This window comes from Streptomyces sp. NPDC046759, from assembly GCF_040645475.1.
In the GTDB taxonomy this organism is placed as follows: domain Bacteria; phylum Actinomycetota; class Actinomycetes; order Streptomycetales; family Streptomycetaceae; genus Streptomyces.
This window is the reverse complement of record NZ_JBEYYJ010000003.1, coordinates 103,786-116,859: the sequence shown is the minus strand read 5'-3', so window position 1 is coordinate 116,859 and position 13,074 is coordinate 103,786. Positions and strand designations below refer to the sequence as shown.

Below are 13,074 nucleotides of genomic sequence, written 5' to 3'. Positions count from 1 at the left end.
GTCGTCGCCGCTCACCGGCGCGCCCGTGCCACGTCGGCCCAGTTCCACTGCTACGAGCACGGGATGATCCCGGCGACCGGCGACCGGCGACCGGCGACCGTGGTGATGTGGTGCCGTACCCCTGGAGTGAGGTACTGCCCTTCGAGTTCACGGAGTCCGGGTCGAACTCGCACGACCGACTCAGGCTGATCCTGCGCGACCGCGAGGGACACCAACTGCTGCGCCTGACTGCGCAAGATGTGGAGCAGGTCGCTCGTTTGCTCTTCGAGGAAGAGCTGCTGCGTGCCCGGTCGGCCCGCGAACGCGGGGAGACGCTCGTCCATGGCCGGTTCACCCTCGACACCGCCGGGCTGGCTGTCGACGGTGAGGTGCACCCATGGAGCACCGTCCGCGAGGTGTCTGCGGAGGATCGTTCTTTCGTCATCGTCGCCCTGCACGGCACGTGGAGGCGTATCCAGGTGCCGTGCAGTGAGGTACCACACCTGCGAGCCGTGCTCACGCTCGCCCGGGAGCGCCGAGCCCACGCCGGCGACCGGGAGCGGCGTGCCTGAGCACCCCCACTGGAAAAGGACCACGACTCGTCCCACGACAGGGCGGCCCGCCGACGGCCAAAGCGGTCCCACCCCGGTCGACCGATGGCGCACGCCTGACGAGCGACCCCGGGAACACTGGCATCGGCCTGCACCGACCGGGCACGCGTCCCTCCGGCTTGTGCGGTGAGGCACGCAGGATGGCCACAGCCCACGTGTCGATCCGATGGGCGGCAACCGGCACGATGTCTGTGGCTGTGCGACGGTAAACGGGGTAATGGGACACCACCGGCCAGGAACCGGGGACGAGGAGTGTGCCATGACCGATGACGCGTACCTGTTTCTCGTGGACGAAGCGACCGAGACGCCCGGCGTGCCGCCGTCCGCAGTGGGATCACTCGCCTGCATGGAGACCCCCGCCGTGCGTGCCTGGCTCGACGCGCACCATGCGTCGGAGACGTCCCCCCGGCTACGGCTCGTGGCACCCGAGGACACCGGGGCCATCCCGGCAAAGGCGGAGCGGCTGCCGGTTCCGCTGGCCGACGAGGAACTGAGCCGCCTGCGCCACCGCACGGCTCCTGAAGCCCTGACTGCGATCGAGGCCGAACTTCTGGCATACCGTGACTGCGCCCACGACCGCGAGGGACTGCTCGCTCGGGCGCTGGCCGCAGGCCTCCCGCCCGACCGCGTCGCGGAACTGACCGGCGAGGACATGGCTGCTGTCAGGGCCGCGGCCAGGCGCTGAGACAAAGGTCTGGTCTCGCCCTACGCTCGCCCTCGGCCTCCCGGGCAGTCATGCGAAGCGACATCCATCGACCTGGTCACGAACGGCTTTCGAGCGTGGTCGACAGGGGGCGATGGCACGGGGTGGAACGCGCGGGCGACGAGCGAGTGCTGGTCTGCCCGCTCAGAGGCTCAGGCCGAGATACGGGTGGACGCGATCTCCGCAAGCCGACAGCAGGGTCACGGCCACCTTGAGACGAACCTCCGCCCTGAGTATCGCGTCGATCGGCTGGGCAACCTCGAGAGTAATCCCATCTGCAAGAAGAAGTGGAATCCGCACAAGGTCCCCGCATCGGTCGGAACCACCAGTTGTGACGAGTACGCCATGGCGTCCACTCACGAATCGGGCGGGTTCCCCCAGTCGCCCGACAAGGTGACGGACGGGTCGCAATGCGCCCAGCTCTACACCGACGTCGTGTCCGGCGGCAACACCGCTTTCGGAATGTTGGCAGATGTCGGGCAGCAGCCCGGGGGACTGTCCACTCACGAAAAATGCGGCCGAGCCGATCTTCCAGCGGACCAGAACAGTGGGGCCTTCCGGGGTTATCCCGTTCCTGACTGGCGCATACTCGACAACGACGGCTTCTTTGTCGACACTCCTGGTTTCGACCACTGCAAAAAGGATGTCGTGCGACAACCCCAGCACCGGCAGCGACCCCACCGGCCTGCGCCTCATCTGCGGCGATGGTTACAACCCGACTGCCCCACAGGCACTGGCACGCACCAGTCCTCACCTCCCAGCAGCGGAGGCGGCGGTGGCGGTGGTGGCGGTGGTGGCACCACCACTTCCAGCGGAGGCAACCACAGCAGCTCCGTGCAGCGCACCAGCCCGCAACGCCTCGTCGAAGTTCGGCGGCGATGTCTGCGAAGCCCAGCAGATGGGCACCTACGGGCCGCCGACGTCGGGAACCCTCCGAGCGGATCTGCTTGAAGGCAGCCTCGGCTCCCAGTTGTCGAGCCTGCTTGGCGACATCCCGACGGACCTGGATCTGGCCGACGCCGACGTCTCCCCGTTACTCCACGGATCCCCGGCCCACAAGGCGTATGACCTGCTTCGCGCACAGTACGGTCTGGGGCGACCAGGGTAGCCAAACTGCTCGCCCGTAAGCGCCCACGGCTGCTGCCCGTCTACGACGACATCGTCGGGTGTACCGCCGCTCACCCCGCCTCCTGGTGGCACACCCTGCACACCGCGCTATGCACCGACGATCAAGCTCTCCACCACATCTTCCGTGACATGCGCTCCACCGCCAGCCTGCCGGAAACCGTCAGTGTGCTTCGGGTCATCGACGTCGCCTTGTGGATGCGACACCACGACGACCACGACGACAAGAAGCCTCAGCTCTGCGTCTGGCGGTGACCAGGAGGGCGTAATCTCGTTGGGTCTCTGCCGTCGGCATGCGGCTTCCCGACCGCACTGCGCTCGACGGCGAACTCGTCGTGTGGGAGGTTGGACGCCTGGCGTTCGAGCGCCTGCAGGGCCGTTCGCGGCTGGCCACATCACCGGCTTCACGGGGCGTCCGGCACCGGTGGCTCAGTGTGCGACCAGCCGCTCGCTCATCCACTGCAGCATCGGCGGGATCTCCCGCTTCCAGGTGTTGAAGTTGTGCCCGCCGCTGGGAAGGATGATCGACGAAATCCTGGTCACGTTCGTGTCCTGCACGCTCTTGATGAACTTGAGCGTGTCCTTGTAGTTGTGTTCACCGACCTTGCTCGTGGTGACGAGCAGCGACGTCTCGGGCGCGGGCAGGTGCTTGAGCGCCCAGAAGAGGTCGGCGCGATTCTGCAGGTTCTTGTTGCCGCGGAACAGGTCGCCGGTGGTGGGGTCGATCGGCGCCTTGTAGTACGGCGACAGTCCGGCAGCGGCCGCGTACGCCCTCGGGTAGTGCACGGCGATCTTCAGCGCGCAGTAGCCGCCGGTCGAATCGCCGACGATGCCCCAGCTGGCGGGCGTCTTGTCGACCCGGTAGCGGGCCACTACCGCATCGCGCAGATCCTTGGCGAAGAAGGTCTCGGTCTGCGGGCCACCGGGAACGTCGACGCACTCGGTGTCCCGCGGTGGCGCCACGGTCGGCCGCAGCATCACCAGAATCATCGGCTGCATCTTCCCGTTCCTGGCCAGCTGCTGCGCCGTGCTCGGGTAGTGCAGCTTGTCCACCAGCGCCTGGGCCGTGCCCGGGTAACCCGTGAGCACGACGGACACCGGGAACTTGTGTGCGCGGTTTTGCGGCTGGAAGTACTCGGGGGGCAGGTACACGAATGCCGGCGTGGCGAGGTGGGTCGTACGGCCGATGATGTCGACTTTCTGGATCTGCCCGGCCATCTGCGGCAGCGCGCTGCTCGCGCCGAGGACGCGGGAGGTGGAGACCACTTGGACGGAGCTGTTACCGCCCTCCGCTATATGGTCGACGACCACTCCCTGGCCGGTTTCCTGGCCGAACAGGTCGGCCCAGCTGGCGTAGAAGCCGAACGCCTGGTTTGCGGCGAGTCCCACCGTGGCGAAGAGCGCCAGCTGGGTGCCGAGCAGCAGCCCGACCCGTCCGCTGACGGCCCGCCAGTTCTGCCGGGCCAGTCCCGGCCACAGCCAGACCGTGCCGAAGAACAGGGCGACGGCGATGACCATCGCCAGCATCAGCACTTTGTTGCTCGTGAGACCCATGAGCTGTTACCTGCCTGCGCTCTCCGCCCGGCCTCCGCCCGCGCTTCGTTGTGGGGGCTTGCCCGGGGCTTTCCTCGGATGACCTGACGGGTTCAAGGTCTCTCGCAGAACTACGAGATGCGTTGTCTGTCAGATAGATGAGCAAATATCGGCCGGGGTTCCGACTCGATCCAGCCGGCCGCGGCGCATACTGTGTGGCCCGCGCCCCGAGGCCGAAAGCGTGCAACGGCTGTGAAGCACACTGATTTCTGGGCGGTTCAGTGTCCGGCCGGCGGCTGGATGTAGTCCTCCAGGCGAGCCACCGCGAAACCCTGTTCCCGGATGAGCTTGAGCAGATTTGCGAACATCTCCGTCATGGTGGTGCCCTTGAGCTCCGCAGGCCCGCGGAAGTGGGCGAGGATGATGTCGCCGGGACGCAGCTTCTTGCCCGGGTCCTGGTACTGCATACGGCGCACCTGCATGGATTCGCGCCACCAGACGATCGCTCGCGGCCCGCAATCCCCCACCGCGATCTTGGTGTTGTTGTTGTACGCCCCGTAGGGCGGCCGGAAGAGGAACGGGGCGGTGCCGAACTGCTGGGTGAGGATCCTCTGGTCGCCGCACACCTCTTGCTTCTGGCGGACCAGCGGGATGGTGTTCATCGCGGGATGGTGCAGGGTGTGGTTCTGGATGTGATTGCCCATCGCCTGCAGTGGCTTGAAGTACCCGTAGTCCGACTTGATGGCGTCGTTCATCAGGAACATCGTGATCGGGATTTTCAGGTCCCGCATCATCGCGATGAACTTGGGGTCCTTCTCCAGTCCGTCGTCGACGGTGATGAAGACGACCTTCTGGGAAGTCGGTACGTGGGCTAACACCGGAACCGGGCCGGTCGCGGACAGCTTGATGGGTTTGTCCGCCGGGGGCTTGGGCGCCGCGGGCAGCGGTGTCAGGCCCCACTTCTGCCAGGCGGCAGCCTCAGCCGTGACGTGCGACGCGGTCCCGGGCGTGCCGCCGACGGAGGCGGACGCCGGACCAGTTGCGTTGCCACCGCTCATGCCGCAGCCGCCTACGGACAGGGCCAGGAGCACGCAGTTCAGGGGGGCGTAGACCCTGCCGCCTATATTGCCTCGCCTCACCACACCGGTCTCCTGATTGAAGCGCGCTGACCTTGACTCTGCTGGGAAGGTAACCGCGGCATGAAAGGCGAAGTTCAGAGGCATGAAAGGCGAAGTTCAGCGGAGGGTGAGAATACGACCAAGGCCGACACCACCCCCGGCACCAGGCGGGTCATCACAGCCGACGCCCCGGCAGGAGGCCGCCGGTGCGGCGGGTGCAGGAGTCGCGCAGTTGCTTGGCGCCCGAGGTCTTCTGCCGCGCTCGCTGTCGGAGCCGTGTGGACCGGCTTGAGTGCGCGGGAGATCGTGCCCCAGTCCTGGCGGCCCACGTAGCGGAACGACGCCCGGATCAGGTGGACGACACAGACTCCCCCTGTCAACCTCCGTGGTCTGGGTGACCAGCCTGGGGCCGGACCGCCGAGGTGGAGTAGGGCAGGCCCTCGAGCCCGTCGTAGACGACCATTCACACGTCCTCGACGCCGCGATCCTTGATCTCGGTCAGGACCTGGAGCCAGACACCAGCGCGCCGACGGTCGCGCGGGCAGGCACCCCCAGCGGACGAACGTTGGAGCAGAGCGGCGCGCCCGGTCACCGCGAGCACGCCGACTGGTCCGGCCGCTGTCTCGCCGACCGGTACGTGAGTCAGGCCCTTTTCACGAGACGGGGGCCATTCAGTAGGTCTCGCAACCGGACACTCCCTTGCCCGACCAGGACCGTATCGTCGATGAGCAACTCCCCCCTCGGACACAACGATTGACGATACGGTGACGAGGGCCTCGACCTTACGGTCGCGGTCCTCGTTGCGTGTTCGTAGCTGATGGTGATGCCCAGGGCGTCGTAGAGCGGACCTCTCTTCTCCACGGCGGCAGTCTGGATGTGCTGTGCAATATCTCCAAGACTCTCAGTGATCTGCCGGATCTGTTGCGCGTCGAGCGGGGTTTGCTTCTTCCGGGGGACGGCGGGGTGCGCGTCGAGCTTCTTCTGCGCCGCGTCCTTGTCCCGCTGGGCCTCGTTGATCCACTGGGTGACGACGGCGGGGTCGGCTCCTGCGTCGAGGGTTGCTTGGTAGCGGGCGAGCCGCCGCTCGCATTCCTTGATTGCCTGGCGTGCCTGGGCCTGTTCGGGGGTCTGGAACTGTGCGCTGCTTGCTGCGGCGCTGGCGTGGGTGAGCGCTTCGATGGTGGCGGTGAGCCGGTCGGGGGCGAAGGCGCGGGCGATCCACTGATCCAGGGCCTGGCACACGATGTCTTCGCGCGGGTAGACGGTGCGGGGTGGGTCAGGTGGGGGTAGAGGGCGGCTTCTTCCTCTTTGAACTCGCAGCGGTAGTAGACGCGGCTGCGGATGGTGGCGGGCTGCATCTTGCGTCCGCACAGGCTGCAGCGGACCCGGCCGCGCAGAGCGTAGGGGCGCCCGCCTCGCTTGCCGGCGCGCTCCTGCCGCCCTTGGTTGCGGGCGCGCTGTGTGCGCACGGTGCGGGCGGCATCGAAGAGATCGGGGCTGATGATCGCTTCGTGGGCGGGTTCGTTGGAGTGGATCCACTCGTCGGGCTCGACGCTTTCGACCTTCCGGGGATGCTTGAGCAGCTTTGGCTTCGCGAAGTCGGGGTTGAGGGCAGCTATGAGGTTTGTTGTATCCCCTTCTACGCCTACGGCCTGGCGCTAGGCGACGTGGTGGAGAAGGGTGAATCGGAAACCGTCAATCGGGTCGTTAAGAAGTCGGGTCGTCGTGTCCTTCGGGTTCTCTTCGCTGAGCCTCGGCCCTTGACGGACAGTCGATCTGCGCTGCGCAGGGCCGTGGAGTCTGCAGGACTCTTGAGTGAGTGGAACGGTGATCGCCATGTCGCGATCGATGTCCCAGACGTCGCGGTGATGCAGCCGGTCTTCGACTCTGTTCAGGAAATCCAGAATGGAACGGCTTTCTGGGAGTGGAGTGACGCTAAGGAATTCAGGTCTGCCTGACGTGCGTTGAGTACTGGCATCGAGGCTCTATTGGCTCGCTAGAAAAACAAAGGCCAACCGTCCTCGTTCTCCAGTTGGAGCACCGCGGTCTGGTGAGCGTGTGGTGCCTGCGAGTGGGAATCTGCAGGTCGCAGGCAAGCGGTTCTGGCTCGGACCGGCCCGTTCAGGACTGACGGTTACCTTCTGGGCCGAAACCTCGGTGATCCACCTGCTGATCGCGGGAGCACGGATCAAGACCGTGCGCTCGCACCTGTCGGTGACGGATCTGGGACGGCTGGCTGCCCGGGGAGGACGCGCAGCCGGACCGACCCCGCTTCCGGCCGGCGACGGGGCCGCGTTCGAGGTGGACCGGGTGGTGACAACAGCGGCCTGGTGGGCCAGGGCGGGCACCAGGTGCTGGCGGCGGACGTCCTGGGAGGCCGCCAGGTGGGCATCCGCATCGACGACGAGACGCTGTCGTTCTTCGACCTGTCCTCGCGGGAGCTGCTGCGGGCGCGGCCCAACCCGCTGACCAGCGAAGAAATCCGCCGACTGCGGGGCCTGAGGCCAGCTGGCCCGCCGCCGCGTCCAGGCGTCGAGCCTGTGCGTGTGCAGCGGCGGGTCAGCGCGGTGGGCACGGGCATGGTCTGCCGCCAGGTCGTCTCCCTCGGTCGCCCCTACGCAGGCCAGACCGTGACCGTGCATGTCTCGGACACGACGATCACCGTCGAGCTGGACGGCCAGGTCCGAGTGATCCGGCGCACGACCGACGTCCCGGTCCGTAACGTGAAAGCGAACAAGCCCTACGGGGCTCCCTACGTTGTCTAGGCCCACCGTCAAGCATCACCTGGGACCAGATCGTTGTCTTGTCTCGGTTGATGCTTGACGTTGTGGCTTCAACGGCTGTCGCAGAGCTGATCTCGATCGTGGCCCGCGCCTCAGATGAAGGAAGGCTGGGGCCTCAGTTGCAGGTGCCGCTGCCGGAGTCGCTGTACTGCAGCGCTGTGGAGTCGAAGCCGGGGCCGGGCAGGACGGGCTTGTAGTCCCAGCTGTAGCTGTTGGACTTGAGGGTGAGCTTCATGACGCCGAAGGCGCTGGCCTGGGCGGTGACCACGTTGGGGTTGTCGTAGTTGCCGGGCGAGCCGGCGAGGGTGTCGAGGGCCTCGCCGCCGGAGCCGACGATGAACTCCGGGATGCCGTGGGTCGGGTCGTACTGGCCGTCCGGGTTCATCGGGCGCAGCCGGGCGTATGCGTGCTCGTGACCGTTGAGGATGAGCGTGGCGTGGTGCTGGTAGAGGAGCTTCCACCACGCGTCGGTCGCTGCACCCTCGGCGCCGCCGGCGCCCGGCGCGGACGCCGGCACCGTGGCGGTCGAGGCCGTCGTGGCGCTGAAGGTCGCCTGGTGCCAGTACGCGATCGTGCACTGACGCTTGTTGGCGGCCAGGTCGTTCGAGAGCCACTGGGTCTCCTGGCCGAGGAGGCCGCTGTCCGTCGTGGAGCAGTCGTGTTTGAACGCGTCGGAATTGCACTCGGCGTTGAGCGAGATGATGTGCCAGTTGCCGAGGTTGTAGGAGTACCACCCCTGCTTGTCGGCGGTGTCGTCGCCGGCCTGGCCCTGGGTCTCCGGCGTGCCGACCTGGTCGTGGCCGTTGAAGTAGCCGAAGTATCCGGCACCGTTCTGCCCGGCCTCGTTGTCGTCCTTCTTGGTGTACGGGTAGTACTCGTGGTTGCCCGGCGCCGGACGTTCGAGCATCCTCAGGCCGCCCCATGCCTGCTCGAAGGACCGCTCGAAGTCGGTCAGCTTGCCGACCTGGTACTGCTCGTCGCCCAGCAGTGCCACGGCATCGGGGTGCATGTCCGTGGCCTGCTTGGCGGTGGCGAACTCGGCGCTCATGCCGCCCAGGGTGGGACTGCCGCACTTGAGCGACGCCGGGGTGGCGGCGTTCTCGGCGTCGTCGGGCTCGCAGGCGATGTCGCCGACAGCCGCCAGGGTGTACGAGGCCGCGCTGTGGTGGGCGTAGGGCCAGTCGTTGTCGCTCTGGTTCGCGGCGGCGACGGCGGTGCCGGTGACCGCGAGGACGGCCAGGCCGACAGCTGCGGAGGAGATCTTGGTGACGCGTCTCATGTGCGGTGTCCTTCCACGGCGGGAGTAGCCAACGCACGTTAGGCAGTTGATCTATCAGTTGACACAAACACGTGCCAACGGTTCGGTGAACTCCGTTCGTGGCAGGGCGACCACGGCATCCCTGCTGTGGGCGGCTGCAAGGTGGCCGTCTGACCGGCCTGCCACCGCTGTTGCCCCGCCTGCCGAGCAGATCGCCGAGCAGATCGCCGAACGGACCGTTGGCAGCGTCGGCAGCTTCATGGTCGTCGGACAGCGCATCCAGCTCAGCCGCGGCTATGCCCGCCAGGCGGTATTCGCGGCGGGCGCCGATCAGCCGGATTCATGTCTCCCGGCCGATGCCGTAGAGGGTTCTCAAGATCCCAGACAGAGTCGCTCAGTGCGGCGAATCGGCCTCTCAGGGCGACGGGTAGGCCGGCGCGGCCACGGTCAAGCCAAGTTCTCGCAGTGCCGATCTCGCGGCGTTGTGGCCGCACATGCCGTGCACGCCCGCGCCCGGTGGCGTCGCCGCCGAGCACAGGTAGACGCCGGGGATGCCAGTTGCGTACGGGTCGAGGGCAGGGCGTGGGCGGAATGCGAGCGAGGCGAGGGAGTGGGCGCCGGTGAGGATGTCTCCGCCGACGTAGTTGGGGTTGTACGCCTCCAGCTGGACCGGGGAGCGGGTGGACAGGCCGACGACGCGGTCGCGCAGTCCAGGGGCGTACTGCTCGATCCGGTCCAGGACGGCGGCCGTCGCGTCGCCGTCGTAGCCGTGTGGGGCGTGCGCATATGCCCAGACGGGGTGGATGTCGCCGGCCGAACGCCCGGGGTCGGCGAGGTACTGCTGGGCGACCAGAACGAAGGGGCACCGGGGCATCCGTCCGCGGGACGCCGCCTGTTCGGCCTCCGTGATCTCCTCTGCGGTTCCGCCGAGGTGGACGGTGCCCGCCTTGCGGCACGCCTCGGCACGCCATGGCACGCCTCCCTCCACCGCCAGGTCGACCTTGTACGCGGCGAGCCCGTGCCGGTAGCAGGTGTAGGCGCGTCGGATGCGGGCGGGAAGACGCGGACCGCACACCCGCGCTGCCGCGCGGGGAGCCAGGTCGAGCAGGATCGTGCGGGCGGGGGGAAGGTCTCGCAGGGAACGAACGGGGGTGCCCGTTTCGATGGTGCCGCCGAGTTCAACGAGACGGGCGGCGAGCGCGTGGGCGATGGCTTGAGAGCCCCCACGGGCGACGGGCCAGCCGTGCCGGTGCGCGGCGGCGGTGAGCATGAGTCCGATGGCGGAGCCGCCCGGGGCGGCGAGCGGCTGCAGCGCGTGGGCGGCGATCCCTGCGAACAGGGCACGGGCCGCTTGGCCCCGCCATCGGTGCAGGGTCCACTGCGTAGGTTGGGCCGCCAGAAGCCCGAACCTGCCCGTCAGGACGGGGTGACGGGGCAGCCGCGCCAAGGGGCGCATGAGGTCTTCGCTCAGGGCGTCGTAGTGGGCGGTCAGGGGTGAGAAGAGACGACGCCAGGCCGGGCCGTCGACGCCGAGACCCCGCACGGTCACGGCCAGATCGCGCTGGAGCACGGCCGCGTGGCCGCCGTCGAGGGGGTGGGCGAGGGCGGTCTCGGCGTGCTCCCAGCGCAGTCCGTGGCGTTGGAGGCCGAGAGTGCGCAGGTAGGGCGATGCGACGGCCATGGGATGCACCGCGGCGCAGTGGTCGTGGAGCAGGCCGGGCACGGTGACCTCGCCGCTGCGTGTCCCGCCGCCGATGGTGGCGGCGGCTTCGAGGACGGTCACGGAAAGGCCCGCCTGGGCGAGCGTGACGGCGCCTGCGAGGCCGTTCGGCCCCGCTCCCACGACGATGGCGTCGGCGGTCACCGCAGGGCGCCCTTGGTGTGCTGGAACCAGCGCAGGTATCCCGGGGCGGGGGAGCCCAGGCCCGTGGCCTCGTCGTAGCCGCGGTGCGCGGGCAGGCCGAAGTCATGGCCGAGCGTGTAGAGGATGTAGCGCTGGGCGCCGGTGGAGGTGTCGGTGTCGGGGCCCTCGTCGCGGACCACCGTGAGGGGCGAGGATCCGGCGTTCGCGGACCGGTCGGTGACGTCGTGGAACACCTGGCTGCGGGAACCGGAGAGTGCGTACAGGAGCGGGTTGGCGAAGCCGATCCGGTGCCCGGAGGCTTGTTCCGCGTCGGCCTGCAAGGCGGCGAAGGCGGGGGTCGCCGCCGATGTGCCGCCGAATCCGATGAGGTGGAAGGTTCCGGCGTCGGTGAACCCGACCAGTACGGGCAGTGCCCCGTCACCCTCCATCGCGACGTCGGGTGTCGTGCGGTGCCCGGTGTCGCCGGTGCCGCGGTCGCGCTGGTACCAGGGCTGCGGGAAGTCGCTCGCGCCTCCTCCGCCGCCGAAGGCGAAGACGCCGGGGACGGGTCCCCAGGGTCCCTTGCCGTTGCCGGTGCGGATGGACACCTCGTCGCCCATGCTGGTCTCCCAGGCGTAGTCGCCGTGCCGGTCCAGGGCGAGCGTGGTGCCGCCGACCGAGGTGACCCACGGGGAGCCGCTGGGGAAGTCGGCCTGGGCACGGGTGGTCTTCGGGTCGCAGTTGACGCCGGTCTGAGCTGCCTGGGGCGAGGAGTCGCCGCAGTCACCCGCCGCGAAGTAGACCCCGATGCCTTCGGCGGCGGCCTGTTGGAACAGCAGGTTCCACGCGGCGACCAGGGCAGGGGTGAGATGTCCCGGGTCGGAGTGGATGATCTCGGCCCAGGAGTTCGAGATGACGTCCGCCCGGCGGCCGTCGATGACGTACGACTCGGCGTTCATCAGGTCGTTGTCGAGGCAGGAGTTCGCGCCGACGTAGAGGACGTTCGCGTCCGGGGCGAGGCCGTGGGCGAGATCGATGTCGAGAGCCTGTTCGCCGGCCCAGGTGCGCGGAGGCGCGCACGCGTCGCCGATCTGCCACTGGGAAGGGGTGACCTGCTCGCGGTACTGGCCCGGCCGGAAAGGACGGTCGCCGGTGGCGCGGGCGTAGCGGGCCGTGTCGGCCGCCATGTCCGGCGATCCGTAGGCGTCGACGACGGCGACGGTGGCGCCGCGGCCGGTGGCGCTGCCCCTGCCGCCCGCGCCGTAGGCGTGGCGCAGCTGGGCGGGGGTGTAGGGGCAGGGCGCGTAGGTGGAGATCCTGCCGTATGCCTCAGGCAAGTTCGTGGCGGGCTTCTGCCCGAAGTGGCCGGAGCAGACGGCACCGTCGGCGGCTACGTCGGGGGCGGGCGCCGGGGTGGACAGCGGGCGGGCCGCGCCGGGGAGGGAAAGGCCGGTGACACCGAGCACGGCGGAGCCGAGGGAGGCGGGCACGCTGAGGTCGGCCGAGGGGGCGTCGATGGTGTCGCGTCCGGTGCGGTAGCGATGCAGGCTCGTGCCGAAGGCCTGCCGGACGGCGCGGGCTGGGCCCCCGATCCGCAGGTAGTGGAGGGTGCGGCCGGTGACGGTGAATCCGGACCTGGCCAGCCATGCCGTGACGGTCTGGATCTGACGGTCGGCCGGGCCGAAGCGGCGCTGGTACTGCGCGGGGGTGAGGAAGTGCCGGTAATGCGGGCTGCGGGGGTCGGTGACATCGCGCAGGAACGCCGCCAGGCCCCGCGGGTCACGGGAGTTGAGGTAGAGCCGTGCACTGACGCGCCGGTCGCCGGGCACTGGTCCCGCGTCGGCGGCCGGTGTCGCGTAGGCGGGCCGGGATCCCATGAGCGGATGCCGGTCGGCGGCGTGGGCGGTGGGCAGGAACCCGGCGGTGCACAGCAGGGCGGCACAGGAAGCCGCGACCACCGAGCCGCGCAGACGGCGCAGCGGGCGTATGGGGGCATGGAAGGGCACGGGTGAAGACCTTCTGGTGAGGGGGTGCCGAGGACGCGCAGGACGTGACGAGGCGGCCCGGGGCCGGGCATGTCGTCCGTGCGGGCCGGAGGGCTGCCTGTCGTGATGAAGGGCG

11 protein-coding genes and 1 pseudogene are annotated in these 13,074 nt (G+C 68.7%); 5 read left to right on the top strand and 7 right to left on the bottom strand.

The genetic code is table 11. The features are described 5' to 3' along the window. Window positions 1-110: 110 nt before the first annotated feature. Both ABZ919_RS05270 and ABZ919_RS05265 read left to right on the top strand, forming a co-directional pair. Window positions 111-551 (top strand): hypothetical protein, encoded by a 441-nt coding sequence (locus tag ABZ919_RS05270; RefSeq protein ID WP_361243031.1) that lies wholly within the window; start codon window positions 111-113, stop codon window positions 549-551. Window positions 552-849: 298 nt separating this feature from the next. Then, a complete protein-coding gene (locus tag ABZ919_RS05265; RefSeq protein ID WP_361243029.1) occupies window positions 850-1,275 on the top strand; it encodes a DUF6003 family protein in 426 nt (141 codons plus the stop codon). Window positions 1,276-1,437: 162 nt separating this feature from the next. Here the strand turns inward: ABZ919_RS05265 and ABZ919_RS05260 are convergent, their stop codons facing one another. Further along, window positions 1,438-1,974, bottom strand: a complete 537-nt coding sequence (locus tag ABZ919_RS05260; protein WP_361243028.1) for a hypothetical protein — start codon at window positions 1,972-1,974, stop codon at window positions 1,438-1,440. 417 nt (window positions 1,975-2,391) lie between these two features. On the opposite strand from ABZ919_RS05260, the pseudogene ABZ919_RS05255 reads away from it, so the two are divergent. Beyond that, a pseudogene (locus ABZ919_RS05255) lies at window positions 2,392-2,673 on the top strand (DUF6308 family protein); the annotation flags it as partial. Window positions 2,674-2,847: 174 nt separating this feature from the next. On the opposite strand, the gene ABZ919_RS05250 reads toward ABZ919_RS05255, so the two are convergent. The 3 genes from ABZ919_RS05250 to ABZ919_RS05240 all read right to left on the bottom strand — a co-directional run bounded on the left by ABZ919_RS05250 (window position 2,848) and on the right by ABZ919_RS05240 (window position 6,427). Continuing rightward, complete coding sequence (locus ABZ919_RS05250; RefSeq protein WP_361243027.1) at window positions 2,848-3,972, bottom strand: alpha/beta hydrolase-fold protein; 1,125 nt, start codon at window positions 3,970-3,972, stop codon at window positions 2,848-2,850. Window positions 3,973-4,229: 257 nt separating this feature from the next. Continuing rightward, complete coding sequence (locus tag ABZ919_RS05245) at window positions 4,230-5,090, bottom strand: polysaccharide deacetylase family protein (protein WP_361243025.1); 861 nt, start codon at window positions 5,088-5,090, stop codon at window positions 4,230-4,232. 761 nt (window positions 5,091-5,851) lie between these two features. Further along, the gene (locus ABZ919_RS05240) at window positions 5,852-6,427 is read right to left on the bottom strand and encodes a hypothetical protein (RefSeq protein WP_361243023.1); all 576 of its coding nucleotides are present in this window, start codon (window positions 6,425-6,427) and stop codon (window positions 5,852-5,854) included. Here ABZ919_RS05240 and ABZ919_RS05235 point away from each other — a divergent pair. Together ABZ919_RS05235 and ABZ919_RS05230 are read left to right on the top strand one after the other, a co-directional pair. Beyond that, the gene (locus tag ABZ919_RS05235; RefSeq protein ID WP_361243021.1) at window positions 6,350-7,027 is read left to right on the top strand and encodes a DUF4265 domain-containing protein; all 678 of its coding nucleotides are present in this window, start codon (window positions 6,350-6,352) and stop codon (window positions 7,025-7,027) included. The genes ABZ919_RS05240 and ABZ919_RS05235 overlap by 78 nt on opposite strands. A 426-nt stretch (window positions 7,028-7,453) precedes the next feature. Then, window positions 7,454-7,834 (top strand): hypothetical protein, encoded by a 381-nt coding sequence (locus ABZ919_RS05230; RefSeq protein WP_361243019.1) that lies wholly within the window; start codon window positions 7,454-7,456, stop codon window positions 7,832-7,834. Window positions 7,835-7,967: 133 nt separating this feature from the next. On the opposite strand, the gene ABZ919_RS05225 is transcribed toward ABZ919_RS05230, so the two are convergent. The 3 genes from ABZ919_RS05225 to ABZ919_RS05215 all read right to left on the bottom strand — a co-directional run bounded on the left by ABZ919_RS05225 (window position 7,968) and on the right by ABZ919_RS05215 (window position 12,959). Further along, window positions 7,968-9,131, bottom strand: coding sequence for a metallophosphoesterase (locus tag ABZ919_RS05225; RefSeq protein ID WP_361243017.1), 1,164 nt, complete (start codon window positions 9,129-9,131; stop codon window positions 7,968-7,970). 394 nt (window positions 9,132-9,525) lie between these two features. Continuing rightward, window positions 9,526-10,974, bottom strand: coding sequence for an NAD(P)/FAD-dependent oxidoreductase (locus ABZ919_RS05220; protein ID WP_361243015.1), 1,449 nt, complete (start codon window positions 10,972-10,974; stop codon window positions 9,526-9,528). Continuing rightward, window positions 10,971-12,959 carry a S53 family peptidase gene (locus ABZ919_RS05215; protein WP_361243013.1) on the bottom strand — a complete coding sequence of 663 codons (1,989 nt, stop codon included), beginning with the start codon at window positions 12,957-12,959 and terminating at the stop codon, window positions 10,971-10,973. Before ABZ919_RS05215 ends, ABZ919_RS05220 begins: the two co-directional genes overlap by 4 nt. Window positions 12,960-13,074: the final 115 nt, after the last annotated feature.